The sequence below is a fragment of the Njordella calcicola genome (assembly GCF_056494125.1).
Window position 1 is genome coordinate 5,538,452 of the sequence record NZ_CM151396.1, and the last position, 15,240, is coordinate 5,553,691.

The window sequence follows — 15,240 nt, forward strand, 5'->3', positions numbered from 1 at the left end:
CTGGAAGATCGACTTTCAGTCGGTTGCTTTCTATAGCTCAGGTCGGCTACGAGATCGAAGTACTAGACCAAACTGAATCCATTTTACCTGTAGCTATACGTTATCCAGCGGCATTGCTTGTGAAGCTCACTTCTCTATCACCGTTTTGGTTCGTGCGAAATGGGCTCATCGCCACATACCCACCCCTTGATCGGAATCTCCTGTGTGATTGCGTGGTCGTCGGAGCTGGTATCACCGGCGCGCTGTTGGCTCAGCGGCTCACCTCCGACGGCCATCACGTAATAGTGCTCGATAGCCGTGATATTTGTACCGGCAGTACCTCGGCCAGCACAGCGTTGATACAGTACGAGATTGATATCTCGATGATCGATATGGCGTCGCTGATTGGCGAGGAAGCTGCCTCGCGGGCTTACCAACTTTCGCATGCTTCGATCGATCAGTTCGAAAGCATCGTGCGATCGTTGGAGGTTGACTGCGGTTTTCAGCGTTGCACGAGCATTTACTTTGCAGAAGAAAAGCAAGCCGCAATCAAGTTAGCCAATGAAGCTCGTGCAAGAATCGCTTTGGGCTTGGACGTGACGTACCATAACGCGGACGAAGTTCGCGAGCGTTTTGGATTGCAAGGCCAAGCGGCTTTGTCCAGCCAGCAAGCGGCTAGTTGTGATCCCTATCGATTAGCGCATGCCCTGCTAGCCGATGCGGTCAGCAAGGGCGCAGGCATCTATGACCGAACCAATGTCGACCGTTTTGAAGACCGTGGCAGCAAGGTTCGCTTGCACACTTCGCGTGGCTTTCATGTCGACGCCAACCATGTGGTCGTAGCGACTGGTTACGAGTCGCAAAGTTTGCTTAAGGAAAAGGTCGTCAACTTAGACAATACGTACGCGTTGGTTTCGCAACCGCTGGTCGATTTGGCAAATTGGCGTGAGGACTGGTTGCTTTGGGAAGCCAAAACTCCGTATTTGTATTTGAGGGTGACTGCGGATCGACGATTGCTGGTTGGCGGAGAGGACGATCGGTTTCATAGTCCAACGCGGCGTGATGCGGCGTTGGCTAGTAAAGCGAAACAGATTGAAAAGAAGGCCCGAGCATTGCTTCCGAACCTACTATGGGAACCCGAGTTCGCTTGGGCGGGCACATTTGGCCGGACTCGCGATGGACTGGCGTATATTGGCGAAAGCCCCGAGTACCCTCGCTGCCAATTCGCGCTCGGATTCGGCGGCAACGGAATTACCTTCAGCGTGATCGCAGCCGAGATGATTTCGCAGCAGATCGCCAGCGGGCAGATGGAGCATGCTGACTTGTTTCGTTTTGGCCGTTAAGATTTGCACATTCTGCGCGATAAAATGGCAAAAAACAGGGAAAAAGGGCAATTCACGTGCCTTGCCCACGTCGCTTTGCCCTTGCCAGTGACGCAGGTTTGGAGGATACTGCTCGACCCGCGAAACTGAGGAAAACCCTCACCAATTCGCATTTACGAAAAGTCGCTTGACCGGCCGCAACGCGTGGTTGTGTTGTTGGATCAAGCTATTCAGCGGTGCGTCCGCCGTTGATTCGCAGACTGTTAATGACGGTCTTGCATGTTGTTCGCTGCTGGGACGAGTGGCAGGAGAGTCTAAAAAATGGCCCGTTATACTGGTCCTAAAACCCGCGTGAACCGTCGATATGGTGCTTTGCTGTATGAAAACGCAGGCGTCACTCGCGCCTTTGATAAGCGTAAGGACAGCACGCCCGGTATGCACCCCAAGCCACGCCGCACTAGCAACTACGGTACTGCGTTGGCCGAAAAACAAAAAATCAAGTACTACTATGGCTTGGGCGAACGACAATTGCGTCGATATTACGCCGAAGCGGTCCGCCGCGTGGGCAATACCGGGGAATTGATGCTCCTGATCTGCGAACGACGTTTGGACAATATCGTGCGTCGCGCTGGTTTGACCAAAACTCGCCCGCAAGCTCGCCAAGGCATCACGCACGGCCATATTTTGGTCAATGGCAAAAAGGTTTCCTCGCCCAGCTACATCTGCCGCGTCGGCGATGTCATTGAAGTTCGCGGACGAGAGACCGTTCGTAATCTGTATCGCGGCATCATCGCCAACAACTCGCCAACGCCAATCGATTGGCTTGCGTTTGACAGCGAAGGCTTGAAAGTCACCGTCCAGGGTGCTCCCGGACCTACCGACATTTCCTTGCCTGTGAACGCAAACATCGTGGTCGAATTCTTGGCTCGATAAGCGTTGCGGTTGGCAGATCTGTATCGTTTTGTCGCTTGTGTTGCAAAGCGGCTAGCTATTTCGGTTAGCCGCTTCTCACTTTTAGGGTTTCATAAATGCACGCACCTTTAGTTGTTTTAGGCGGTGGTCCTGGCGGTTATGCCGCAGCGTTTTTGGCGGCAGACGAAGGCATGCAAGTCACCCTGGTCGAATCGGAAGGTCGGCTGGGAGGTACTTGTTTGCTGCGTGGTTGCATCCCGTCGAAAGCTTTGCTGCACGTTGCCAAAGTGATCCACGAAGCCCAAGAGCTGACCGATGACTGGGGCGTGCAGTTTGAAAAACCTAAAATCAGTATCGATGCGGTTCGCGAGCGGAAGGACAAAGTAATTTCCACGCTCAGTGGCGGCTTAGCTCAACTGGCCAAACGCCGCGGCGTGACCGTCATCAAAGCCAAAGGCCGCTTTGAATCCAGTACCTCGCTGATTTTGGAAGGCGACGACGAGTCAATTCCAGAAGACAATAAGCTGACGTTTGATCATTGCGTGCTGGCCACTGGCAGTATCCCTGCTATGCCGCCCGCCTTTCAAATCGGATCTTCCCGCGTCATGGATTCCACGGGGGCGTTGGATCTCAAAGACATCCCCAAACGACTGCTGGTCATCGGTGGTGGATACATCGGCTTGGAAATGGGCAGCGTGTATGCATCACTCGGTTCCGAAGTCACCGTGGTGGAATGGACCGCTGGACTACTTCCTGGTGCGGATCGCGATCTGGTCAAACCGCTGCAAAAGCGGCTTGAAAAGCTCTTTGACAAACGAATTTATACCAATACAAAAGTTGGCTCGGTGGCTGAAGTTGGCGATCAAGTCGAAGTGACCTTTGAAGGACCCGGGAAATACGGCCACGAACGATTCGATCGCGTCTTGGTTAGCGTCGGCCGTCGCCCTCGCACCTTTGACATCGGCCTCGAAAACACTAAAGTCGAAGTTGACAAACGCGGCTTTGCGGTCTGCGACAAACGGCAGCGAACGGCTGATCCACACATTTTAGCCATCGGTGATGTCGCAGGCGATCCGATGCTGGCTCACAAAGCGACTCACGAAGGCCGCATTGCAATCGAAGCGTTGCTGGGCCATCCAGCCGAATTTGACAAGCTCGCCATTCCAGCAGTGGTCTTTACCGATCCTGAGATTGCTTGGGCGGGTCTGACCGAGGAACAAGCGGTCCGCGAAGGTCGGAATGTGAAAGTAGAAACGTATCCGTGGGCAGCCAGCGGACGGGCTCAAGCTCTCAATCGTCCTGAAGGTTTAACCAAGTGGTTGATCGATCCGGAAACCGATCGCATCGTGGGCTGCGGCATTGTCGGAGCAGGGGCCGGCGAACTGATTTCGGAAGCGGCATTGGCCATCGAAATGGGTTGCAACGTGCGCGACATCACCGAGACTGTGCACCCTCATCCAACCCTCAGCGAAACACTGATGAACGCTGGCGAAGTGTACTTTGGTACGGCAACGGAAATCTATAAACCGAAGAAGCACTAAGTCCAATCTACCGATCTTTGACATACGCCACTGGCGGTTGGATTTGGTCAGGATCAGACTTTGCAAGTTTCACAAATTCACCGATACAAGGCGGACAGCAAAACTGATACGTCTTGCCGCCAATGACCCACGTACATTCTGGGTTCGCTTTGGTTCGCGTGATGGGACAAAGCTGGTCGCCGGGCTTTGGCTGGAAATCATGTTTGGCTTGGAAGTTTACGTAAGCCTCCGATGCCGTTCGATTTCCGTTGGCGACGATATCTTTGTCGGTATATAGTCCGCCAGGCAACAAGTACAACTCTTGCTGTCGGCTGGCCGGTAGATTGGCGGGCATCTCTGGTCCGTCGTTTGGTGGATTCCACGCGACTCCCAATCGATGGCGTGTGCCCTGTATCTGCAGATTATCAATCGTGATCTGCAGCGGAGGCCGCAAGGTCTTAATTTCGACGACGGCCGTGAAACGCGATGCTCGCTTGGAAGAATCGCCGCGGGTGGGATTGGGGGCCAGGGTCGCTTCTATCCGTTGTCCTTGTGCATCTCGTAGCTCGACAAACAACGGCAGTCGGTCCACTTCGATCACTTCGCTTTCATCGCGCCCCAATGTGTAGATCGATAGCTCGCCTTCTTCAGTTAACAACACTTCCGCATGCAATGTATCGCGGGCAAACGAAGCGATGATGCCGCCATGAGCCCCCAACCGATGCTCATGCTCCGAACTCGGACTGCTTGGCAAACTGCTTGGCGTTGATTCGGTTGCAAATCGAGTGAAGCCCCACAGGGCAAAAGAAGCGATGACCGCGACGATGGCTATCGAGTCGACGATCGCGGAGCCTTGCTGGCGGCGAGCGAAGTCCTGTTTGCTATTCATGGTGCTCTGCTGCCGTTAAAGGTATAGCGTAGTTGAATATGTTCTGCCGTTTGGTTTACTCGTTGCGCTAGCAGAATCAGCGACACAAGTAGATAAGAAGCACAAGCTGGCATCCACATAATCAGGCCTGCAAGTTGTTGATCTTCAATCAGCGAAAAGCCCCAGAGCGTCGATCGCCCTTCGTACGTCAGGTACCATGGTTCCGGTGATAGAGTCATCATGACACCCAGAACCGTTGTGTGCAGCGTGGTGCCAAACAGCGACAGCACTGCCAACGGTGCTGCCAATCGCCGTTGACTCATGGGGTCGATCAGCGTGCGCCAGTAAAGTAAGGCCGCGATGAAGAAGCAAAGGTGCTGTGCATCATGCACCCAAGCCCATCGTAATGCTGCATTGTACAGCACCGGGACATGCCACAACCAAGTCACCAGCGCATAGAGTCCCCACATCGCGACGTGATTCCAGCTCGCATCGCTCAGCCAATGAAAGATACCACTGCGACTTGCCAGACGAGCAATCTTTCGCCGGGCTGTTAATGATAGGCTCCAAAAGCAAACGAGCCCTGGTTTCCCAAGCACTAGCAGTGGTGCGGCGACTGTCATCAGCAGCATGTGCTGAACCATATGAGCCCACGCAACCTGTTCGCTTAATAGATCCAGCGGTGAAACAAGAGCAATCGCTAACGCCAACCAGCCCAGCAGAAAGCACCACGCGTTCCACGATTCGATGACGCGACTGACACCCACGCGTTGCCAGATCGCTATCAGACCGCGAGCATAGAACCAACCAAGAAGCGTTAGATTCAAAAGCAGTACGATATCGAAGTTCCAGTCGCTGGCCGTTACCACACGGTCCAGCGGTGCGCCATGTGCCCAAGCGGAGCTTGGCATCAACCACAGACTCAGCAGAACCGCCAAAGGTAGCTTGCGGCACATCCTGAAGTGCCCTGCGTGCAGTAGAGTTCGCGTGGGTTGCAGCATAGGTCAGCACCCCGTCAAGTAAAACCAAATCGGAAGGCTTTGCACAAGAACGATCAGCAAGAAGAATAGGCTTGCAATCCAGCCCGCCTTGGCCAGCAACTGACGGTTTCCGGACCGATCGTACATGTCAGGACTCTCTGGGCGGGCTGGAACTCCCATCTCATGCTGCAGGACACTGTACGCCATCCAAATAACCCAGACTCCAGCGGTAGCCGCTGCGAGTGTCACGGCCAAGATCGCCCATGCAATCCCCGTGATGCCAAACAACTGCCACTGATGCAACTCAGCAAAGCAACCCCATTCAGCGATGAAAGCTACGGATAGAAAGTGCACGGTCCATACAATCCCCCCACCCCAAATACCCGTCCACCACCGACAATCGACATCCATCGAGCTATCGACAGCCTGTGTTGCATCATTGTGTTGGTTATTTGAAGCACTCATGTTTACCCCGGCAAGAAGTATGGCGATAGGTACAAAGCGATGAACCCAAGCAAGCCGACGGCAGCGATCAGCCTCCATTGCAGCGAGGCTAGCTCTAAGTTCAAGAGAATGCTCTCGTGATACTGACGATGTTTATTCTTGGAGCGAACGAAGGCAATCACGCTTATCACCACACCGATCAGTACCGCCAGCAACACAGACCAACTCAACACAAAAAACGCAGAAGCATAGGCGTTGATGATCGGAGTGAATCCCACGGTCCAGAACTCCCAGCACTTGATCGCAATGAAGCTCATTCCACAGACAATGGCTGTCAGCGTTCCATGTCCGGCGTACGACCATTGTTGCTTGCGGTATTGGCTCAGCCCAAAATCTTGAGCCGCCCACCCTGCCAACAGCAATCCATATCCGATGATCGCAGGCCACAAGCCAGGATTGCCAATCTCAGCGGGCGGCCACTGCTGGGAAAACAAGCGTAGATAAAAGTAGGTGTATAGCAAGGCTGAAAAGGCGGCTCCATACATTGCTAGCCAGCAGACCATGGCCCACCAAACCGTGGAACGAGTCCCCGTCGACGTAACAGGTAAGCCAATTTGTGCGGGCAGATCGCTGGTTCGCAGCATCTCCAATACTGCAGTTTGAGGCCACAACCAACGCAACAAGAAGACGATGAGGCTGGCCAAGCCAAACGCAGCCACAATGTATGCTCCGGTTAGAATGCCAATGGCCAAAATCGCAGTGGCAACTGCAGCGACGAGCGGCACATACGATGGGCCAGGCAAATACTGAATTGCTTGCGGCTGCGTGTCGGTGGCATCCGTGATTAGATTGCCTCGCCAATCTTGCGGCTGGGCCGTTAAGGCGCGTTGTAACTGCAACAACTGTGGGTCAGGATCGCGTTCCAATTCCCACAGTGGATGGCGGCCGCGAACGATGGGAAACGTAATGAAAGAGAAAATCGGCGGCGGCGACGGAATCGACCATTCCAGCGAGTCGCCGTTCCAAGGATTATCGCCTGCTTCCGATCCTCGCTTTCGAGAATAGAGCATATCAATCACAAACAGTAACACGCCCAGGGCCATCAAGAATGCACCGCAGGTTGCCAACAGATTGTAGCCCTCTAACTCCAACTCACGCGGATAGGTGTAGACACGCCGCGGCATGCCCAGCATCCCCATGATGTGCATTGGAAAGAAAGTCAGATTGAACCCGATAAAATTAGCCCAAAAACCGACTAACCCAAGTCGCGGATGCAACATGTGCCCGCTCACTTTGGGGTACCAATGATATAGACCAGCAAAGATGGGAAAGATCACGCCGCCAATCAGCACGTAGTGCATATGGGCGACGATAAAGTAAGTGTCGTGGACTTGCACATCAAAGGGTACCACCGCAATCATCACTCCAGTCAATCCACCCAGCACAAACAGGAACATGAATCCCAACGCATACATCATCGCTGGATGGAGCCTGGGGCTGCTTCGCCAGAGTGTAGCGATCCAAGCGAAGATTTGGATACCGCTGGCAATAGCGATCATCAAGCTGGCCGCCGTAAAGAATGTCATCGACAGCGCTGGTAAACCTGCGGCGAACATATGATGCACCCACAAACCAAAGCTGACAAAACCGGTTAACACGATAGCAGCCACGATCAACGCGTAGCCAGCGATCTTCCTGCCCGCGGCAATTGGAATGATGGCCGAGATAATGCCCGCTGCGGGCAAGAACATGATATACACCTCGGGATGCCCGAAGAACCAAAACAAGTGTTGCCACAGCAGGTTACTGCCGCCTCGCTCGACATCAAAAAAAGCGGTCCCTACTGCTCGATCTAACTCAAGGAGCACCGTCGCCGTCAAAAGCACAGTGAATGCGATAAGGATCATGATCCCAACAACCAGGAAGGACCATACCAGGATTGGCATTCGCGCCAACGTCATCCCAGGGGCTCGGAACTTTAAGATCGTCACGACAATTTCTAGACCTGCTGTGAGCCCGGCGACTTCCACCAAACTCAAACCTAATAGCCAGAAGTCGGTCGATATGCTGGTGTAGCGGTCGGTAGAATAAGGTGTGTACCCAAACCAGCCAATGTCGGGGACCTCGCCAAACAGGAAGCTTGCGTAGAAAATCACGCCGCCACACAAGTAGACCCAATAGCCATACGCGGTCAGTCGTGGAAATGCGACATCACGTGCCCCGATCATCATCGGCAATAAGTAAAGCGCCAAACCTTCCAAGAATGGGACGGCGAACAGGAACATCATGGTCGAGCCGTGCATGGTGAACAGCTCGTTGTACAACTGTGGCCCAAGGAAATTATTGTGAGCGATCGTTAGTTGCACGCGCATCAGCAACGCGAGCAAGCCGCCGATCAGAAAGAACGTAAACGCGGTGATCATAAACCGCTTGCCAAGAATCTGGTTGTTGACTTCCGACAAGACGCCGGGAAATCCACGTGCAGGAGCCCACGTCTGCCGCAGACGCTGCTCTTTGTCGCTCATGTTCTTGATGGTCGATTCCATAGTCATGCTTTGTCCTACTTCAAGCTTTCCAAGAATTCGACCAAAGCCAGTAAGTCATCTTCATCTAGCGGCGTCGCGGGCATGAGATTCCCAGGCTTAAGCCCTTGCGGATCGCGAATCCATTTGGCCGCGTTCTCGTGATTGTTACGCAGTAAGCCAGCCGCAATCGTTTGGCGATCACCGAAGTGCGTGAGATCTGGCCCTCGCTTCTGAGCGGCTGGGCGATCACCTACTGTGTGGCAGCTATTGCAGTTCGATTTGAGAAAGACGTCTTGGCCGCGTTGATGTTGCGGATCAAGCGAAAGTTCGAAGGGTTGCTGACGACGGGCTAGCCAAGCATCAAAGTCATCGCGAGACAAAGCGACTATCTCGAGTGCCATCAGTGCATGCTGGACGCCGCAGTACTCTGCACATTGGCCTCGATATACGCCCGGCTTATTGGCTTGTATCCACGCCACGTTCACTCGATCGGGCAGCAGGTCGGTTTTACCCTGCAGATTTGGAATCCACAGGCTGTGCGTCACGTCTGCAGACTTCAATTCCAATCGCACCGGCTCCCCCACTGGAATGCGGATCTCGTTGGCGATTTCAAAGTCAGCGTCAGGGTAATGCACCTCCCACCAAAACTGATGTCCGATGACTTGGATCGTGAGCTTTGTCTCCGGTTGCGCAAGCGACTTCTGCGTACTGACGGAAACCAAGAGGATGGCGATCAGAATGACGCCCGGAATGATGGCTCCGAACCAAACGATGAACCGGTCACCTAAGCCTTGGCGCGCCTTCCCCTCAGGTTGAGATTCAGGCGTTAGGATTGTTGCATGCGAAGCAGTTTTTTGTGGACGCACGGCCAGCCAAGTCAACGTCATGACCAAAACAAATACGGTCGTACAGACCGCCAGCAAGAACCACCACAATCCGGCAATCTGCTGTGCTGACGGACTAGCTGGATGCAGCATCGACTGATGATGATCGTTGTGACAGCCTGCCGCCAACAGGCACACGATCATCACGCCAATTTTGCTAGACCTGCGCATCCAATCGGACCAGCGATCGTTGAAGTGTTGCAGTGGGTTCATGTTCCGTTCCTTGAGATTGCGTTGCCAGCCACAGCAAACTTATTCAGGCCGTCGCGGTAAGGTTTGAACGACCAAACAGAACGCGGTAAGTGCATTGAGTTCGTCGTCGCTCAGCCGACCTTCGTAAGCAGGCATCGCAATACCTGCAGGGGGCTTCAATATGTAGTCGCGAATGGACTCGCTGGAACGCATGTTTTTTAGCTCCGCGAAATCGACGGCCACTTTGCGACCTTGCCCTCCGACAGCATGGCACGAATTGCAACCATAGCGAGCGAACAATAACCTCCCTTGCTCGGCTTCGGGTGACAGCGTAACTCGCGTGATCTCCGGCGGCGGCATGTCTGGCCAACCGGTGAAATCCGAACGTCGGCGATAATCCGATAGTGCCAAGATGGCCAGGATGACTAGCACCACGGCCATCAAAACCAGCGGCCGACGTCGGACGCCGCGTCGAGGGCTGCGATCAACAAATGGCAAGGCGATGAGGATGATGAAAACAAGGATTGGTAGCAGCACGATGAACCAAGGGGCAATTGCAGGGGGTAGAAATGCAATCAGGCCGCTCAGCCACCAGAACCACCATTCCTCGGCTGGCATCGAAGCTTGATCCAAGTTCCCTTTGGGCATCAACGCAGGAGCTCCACGAAAAATCGCCATCGCGAAAACAAACGCAAGCACAGCACCAGCCATCAAACCGGTTTTGAACATCGTAAAGGGAAAGAACAGCTCGCCTTTCTCAGAAGCAACCTCCGCCTCGTACATCGCCTTTTGCTCTTCGGCCGAAGATGCACCTTGCTCTTTTTCGGTATGTGTCACCGTACCTCGTTGAACGACCAAGTACACATGTAAGCCGGTGAGCGCAAACAAGCCCAGCGGAACGAGCAATACGTGAACTGCATACAACCGCGTTAAAGTCATGGGGCCAATGTCATCGCCGCCTTGAACGAAAACAGCCAACGATGTACCCAGCAGTGGCACGCGCTGCAGCATATGCAACATGACGCGCACTCCATGGACGGCACGTTCGTCCCAACGTAATAGATAGCCGGTATAGGCCAGCAGCAACACACCGAAGAACATCAGCACGCCGATAATCCAAGTCCCTTCGCGAGGCGACTTATAGCCGCCAATCATGATTTGTCGAAAGAGATGGTAGAACAAGACCACCACCATCGCGCCGGCTGACCAGTAATGCAGTCCACGAATGAACCAACCCAAAAACTGTGTCTGGCTGATGTACGACACGCTGGCGTGCGCGCTATCGGCTGCGGGTGAGTAGGTGAGTGCCAAGACAGCACCTGTCAGCACTTGGATTCCTAGCAAAGCCAACAACGTCGAACCATCACCGATGTACCAACGCGCTTTGGGCACACGGCGATGAAGTAAGCGGTCATAGATGGGTTGAAGTGCGAACCGATCGATCAACCATTCGTGGGGCTTGCCCATTGCGAGCCTTTCTCGAATTACGTCATAGGTGGAAGGGAGCGAAGATCAATCTCCAAGACTTCGTCACGGACTCGAATCGCATATCGATAAAGTGGAACTGGCGGCGGGCCTGCTAAAGGCTGACCTTCTTTATTGAAAACGCCACCATGGCAAGGGCAAAAAAAGCATTCGCTACCTGCGTCGTAATTCACGGGACAACTCAAGTCCGTGCAATTGCGAGAAAAAACAACAGTCTCGGTTGGATCTGCCTTCCGCCATACATAAACACTCTTGGTCTGCAGCGATTGAGCCCAATCGCCGCGTCCGACGTTGACGATCGCTTCTTGTATTGTTCCCACCTCAAAATCGGAAAGCTTTCCGACCTCACGCCAGAGCGGTTCGTTGCGTCGACTCAAGCTGGGATGCAGCGTCGCCAACAGCGCAGGGATAGCTGTCGCACCAGCGATGGCAGTTCCTCCTGTGCATATCACAACAGAGAGGAGTTTTCGACGATCCATCAGAAACACCCTTTTCAAAACATCGCAAACAAACTTGTTGTGCGATTTGCCGAAGCAAAGCTTATGCCAGTCCGACATGCCACAGGCCGTGCGGCAACGCCTTAGGTCCGATGCGTCGAAACGATCAGCCGATTGTAAAGCGATTCACTAGGCACAAAGATTGCGTAAGGGTTTCAGGGCGCTGAGAAAATAATCTTAAGGTCACGTCGGTGGACTGGAAGCTGATCGAAACCCAACCATCATCGGGGCTTGGTATCAAGCCTTCGCTGCCTGAACGTACAACTTTCAATCACGACGGCCGCGTTGTGGAGTATTTATGACGCAAGTAATCGTTCGCCTGACCTTATGGAGTTTAGTTTATCTCGGATTATGCGTGCTCCCTTTGATGGTCGCTTACATCGATCCACCGATACAGCGACGCGAATTTCTTATTGAACTTGGCGTGGCCTTTGGAATTGTTGGCTATGTCATCCTTGCATTGCAGTTCATTACCACGGGTCGCTTGCGTTGGATCACGCCATTCTTCGGATCGGATTCTCAGGTTAGTTTCCATCGTACGATGGGCATCATGTCACTAGCATTTATCTTCTTGCATCCAGTCATTTTGATATTTGCTAACAATGAATTCTTAAAGTACTTTGATCCTACCGAGAACTTCCTGCGAGCCTTATTTCTTACCGCTGCCAGCATCGGCTTGATCCTGATTATAGTCCTATCGATTTGGCGAGTCTCGATTGGGCTGTCCTACGAATGGTGGTTGCTGACACACGGATTGATAGCTGGCGGAGTGCTGTTGGTTGGCATCGCTCACTCACTGCAAGTCGGCCATTACCTAGGTCAGTTAAGCAATCAGATTGTATTCCTTAGTTTGGCAGTGGTTGCCTTTGGTGTTTACGGTTACGTGCGACTGCTCAAGCCGTTCCGGTTGCGGAGTACGCCCTGGAAGGTAGTCGAAGTGCGACGGGATTGTCCCGAAGTGTACCGCTTGGTCTTAGAAGCAGATGAGCATACTGGGCTGGCCTTTACCGCTGGCCAATACGTTTGGTTGACGATTGGAAAGACGTATTTCCCAGCCCAGCAGCATCCATTTTCAATCATGTCCAGCCAAGAACAGACAAAGCGGTTGGAATTCGGGATCAAGGAGTTGGGCGATTTCACTAAGACCCTACACCAAATCGAAACGGGCACGCCGGCCTATGTCGATGGTCCTCACGGCGCATTCGTCTCCGATTCAAAAGCGCAAGCTACCTTCTGCATTGTCGCCGGAATTGGAGTCACGCCGGTGCTTAGCATTCTGAATACTGCCCGGGACCACAAGGATCGTCGACCATATCGCATGCTGTACGCAAACAGCCACCATGAAGAGATTCCGTTCCAGCAAGAATTAGAGGAGCTGTCCAAGGTTCTTGATTTGAAAGTGACGCACGTCCTAGAAGAGTTGCCTTCGCACTTGGAAGGAGAGTCGGGCATGATCGACAAAGCGACCATTGAACGGCACTATCGAAGCATGGAGATGTTCGATACGCAGTGTTTTGTGTGTGGCCCCATCCCGGTGATCGAGATTGCCGAACAGGCATTGATCGGCTTAAAAGTCTCCGCCCATCGAATTGTTTCGGAACGCTTTGATTTGGTGTAATCGTTGCTGGATTGCCACAGGCGAGCCTAATGCGGCGCCGAGTTGATCGGCGACGCCATTATAATACTAGAGGAGATTCCTTATGAGTCATTTTTGGGCCAGTCTTCTGGCATACACCTATTGTGGAATGCTACTGCTGGCCGCCATTGCGTTTGCGATGCTGAGAACCGTTTAACGACTGATGCTGAAAGCGGGCTGGTAGTCGAAATAGTTCTTCGCTTTGATAACATCGGCAACAGGTGCTGGGACCATCGTCTCCCAACTCGGGTCGCCGGTCTTGATTCGCTTGAGCACTTCGCGCGAGAAGATCTTCAAGCAACTTGGGTCAAAATTGTCCAGCGAGCTAATGCAGCCTCGGTCAATCAGATAGCCATACAGTTTTTCAAGCTCTGGAGCGATGACTAGGTTTTCGCAGTTCATCAATTCCCCCGTACCAGGCTTTTCTAGGGGATAACAGTAGATCTTAAGGTCGTTCTTGAAGAGACGGCCGAACGATTCCAGTACGCCTCCATCAAGTTGCGTGTAGTATTTTTCGTCAAACAAATCCTGCAAGCTGCCTGCTCCCATCGTGATGGCAATACTTTCTTTGGTGTAACGCGCAAGATAAGCGGCCAAACGATAGTATTCGGAGTAATCCGAAATGAGCACGGTCGTACCGCATGCCGCCATGACGTCGGCGCGGGCAAGGAAGTCGCGGAGATTGATTTCGCCTTCGGCTTTCAAGTTGCTCATGGTGATCTCCATCACTTGAACAATCTCTTTGCCCTTGACGTTCGGCAACTCGGAAAACTTCTCATAGGCACAGCGCAGCATATCGACGTTGACGTTGCAAACTGGGCGAAAGCTTCCTCGTTCAACCAAGATCGGTTTCTTGTAGATGAATTCCGAAGGTTGCAAGACTTCGCCGCTGGAAGCGAACATCGCAGCATCGCTCAGCCCAAGCTCCACCAGTTTGAGACTCATGAGGCGATTGTCGACCTGGCGAAACGCGATGCCAGAAAACTCAATCATGTCGATTTCAATACGAGAAGTCGATAGTCCGTCCAGCAGCGAACTTACCAAAAGATCGGGCTCGTGGTTCAGGGAAAAGGCGCCATGGATTAAGTTGACGCCGACGATCCCTAGAGCTTCTTGTTGCAGCGCCGCTTCATTGTCCAACATCCTAACGTGGATAATGATTTGAGAGTCTTCGTCGCGTGGGTACGCTTGGAATTTGATTCCCATCCAACCATGGCACTCGTTGGTTCCCTTGAAGTTCCTGGCCGAGACCGTATCGGCAAATGCAAAAAACGCGCAAGTATCGCCCCGCGCATCTCGCAAGCGGTCCAAGTTCAGCTTGTGCTCGTAATCCAGCATCGCTTGCAAGCGTTCGCGGCACACATAGCGAGATGCTTTACCGTAGATCGCGTCGCTGACCTTCATGTCATAAGCGGAAATACTTTTGGCAATTGTGCCTGCGCCTCCGCCAACGCGAAAAAACCAGCGGACTACTTCTTGACCTGCCCCGATCTCAGCAAATGTTCCGTAACGCCGCTGGTCTAGATTAACATTTAACGCCTTCTGGTGCGTATCGATTATTTCGCGTGAAGTGTTGTTGTTATTGGGCGTTCGTCTCATACCGTAGCAGTTTCTCAGTGACAAAGAGGATCGAAAATCGTAGCCGTTCGCTAACAAGCACGTTGCTGCCAAAGTCCGCGGAGTTTTGGATTGTTAAACCGCTAGCCAAAGGCGCACGTGAGACCTAGAAGGACCTCGAAAACGCGAGTCGGCAGCTTACGGTTAGTCACGGTGATGTCGTGAACGAGTACGAAAATTAGCTGTTTAAACAAACCGGGACTGAGGATGCAAACCACATACCCTCCCTTGCCCTGCCTACCGCTGGAATACGATGTAGCGTGCAAAAGACTGGAGATTCAAAGCATAAGCATCAGAAGATTTTTGAAGCTCAATCGTTGACAGCAACCTTTACGCGCATTTCCGCCTATATTCTAGGCAACTGCTTCTCGCGCCGATC

General features: G+C 53.0%; 12 protein-coding genes. 4 read left to right on the forward strand and 8 right to left on the reverse strand.

Features of this window, described 5'->3' with window-relative positions; all coding sequences use genetic code 11:
* Window positions 1-119 precede the first annotated feature (119 nt).
* The 3 genes from SH302x_RS21395 (at window position 120) to lpdA (ending at window position 3,754) form a co-directional block, all read left to right on the forward strand.
* Window positions 120-1,322, forward strand: coding sequence for an NAD(P)/FAD-dependent oxidoreductase (locus SH302x_RS21395; protein ID WP_479364726.1), 1,203 nt, complete (start codon window positions 120-122; stop codon window positions 1,320-1,322).
* A gap of 300 nt (window positions 1,323-1,622) precedes the next feature.
* Window positions 1,623-2,234, forward strand: coding sequence for a 30S ribosomal protein S4 (gene rpsD / locus SH302x_RS21400; RefSeq protein ID WP_479364727.1), 612 nt, complete (start codon window positions 1,623-1,625; stop codon window positions 2,232-2,234).
* 95 nt (window positions 2,235-2,329) lie between these two features.
* Window positions 2,330-3,754 (forward strand): dihydrolipoyl dehydrogenase, encoded by a 1,425-nt coding sequence (gene lpdA, locus SH302x_RS21405; protein ID WP_479364728.1) that lies wholly within the window; start codon window positions 2,330-2,332, stop codon window positions 3,752-3,754.
* 7 nt (window positions 3,755-3,761) lie between these two features.
* Here the strand turns inward: lpdA and SH302x_RS21410 are convergent, their stop codons facing one another.
* From SH302x_RS21410 to SH302x_RS21440, 7 genes are read right to left on the reverse strand one after another with little or no spacing between them, the layout of a single operon-like run.
* Entirely contained in the window at window positions 3,762-4,622 is an 861-nt protein-coding gene (locus SH302x_RS21410) for a hypothetical protein (protein ID WP_479364729.1), read from the reverse strand.
* Complete coding sequence (locus tag SH302x_RS21415) at window positions 4,619-5,602, reverse strand: cytochrome c oxidase assembly protein (protein WP_479364731.1); 984 nt, start codon at window positions 5,600-5,602, stop codon at window positions 4,619-4,621. The genes SH302x_RS21410 and SH302x_RS21415 overlap by 4 nt, the downstream gene beginning before the upstream one ends.
* 3 nt (window positions 5,603-5,605) lie before the next feature.
* On the reverse strand, window positions 5,606-6,046 hold the full coding sequence (locus SH302x_RS21420; RefSeq protein ID WP_479364733.1) for a hypothetical protein: 441 nt from the start codon (window positions 6,044-6,046) through the stop codon (window positions 5,606-5,608).
* A 2-nt stretch (window positions 6,047-6,048) separates the two neighbouring features.
* Entirely contained in the window at window positions 6,049-8,577 is a 2,529-nt protein-coding gene (gene ctaD / locus SH302x_RS21425; protein ID WP_479364735.1) for a cytochrome c oxidase subunit I, read from the reverse strand.
* Between the two features lie 8 nt (window positions 8,578-8,585).
* Window positions 8,586-9,647, reverse strand: a complete 1,062-nt coding sequence (gene coxB / locus SH302x_RS21430; RefSeq protein WP_479364737.1) for a cytochrome c oxidase subunit II — start codon at window positions 9,645-9,647, stop codon at window positions 8,586-8,588.
* 39 nt (window positions 9,648-9,686) lie between these two features.
* Window positions 9,687-11,093, reverse strand: coding sequence for a cytochrome b N-terminal domain-containing protein (locus SH302x_RS21435; protein ID WP_479364738.1), 1,407 nt, complete (start codon window positions 11,091-11,093; stop codon window positions 9,687-9,689).
* A gap of 17 nt (window positions 11,094-11,110) precedes the next feature.
* A complete protein-coding gene (locus SH302x_RS21440; protein ID WP_479364740.1) occupies window positions 11,111-11,590 on the reverse strand; it encodes a QcrA and Rieske domain-containing protein in 480 nt (159 codons plus the stop codon).
* A 316-nt stretch (window positions 11,591-11,906) separates the two neighbouring features.
* Between SH302x_RS21440 and SH302x_RS21445 the strand changes: the two genes are divergently transcribed.
* Window positions 11,907-13,226 (forward strand): ferredoxin reductase family protein, encoded by a 1,320-nt coding sequence (locus SH302x_RS21445; RefSeq protein WP_479364742.1) that lies wholly within the window; start codon window positions 11,907-11,909, stop codon window positions 13,224-13,226.
* Window positions 13,227-13,397: 171 nt separating this feature from the next.
* Here the strand turns inward: SH302x_RS21445 and SH302x_RS21450 are convergent, their stop codons facing one another.
* The gene (locus SH302x_RS21450) at window positions 13,398-14,843 is read right to left on the reverse strand and encodes a TonB-dependent receptor (protein ID WP_479364744.1); all 1,446 of its coding nucleotides are present in this window, start codon (window positions 14,841-14,843) and stop codon (window positions 13,398-13,400) included.
* Between the last annotated feature and the right edge of the window lie 397 nt (window positions 14,844-15,240).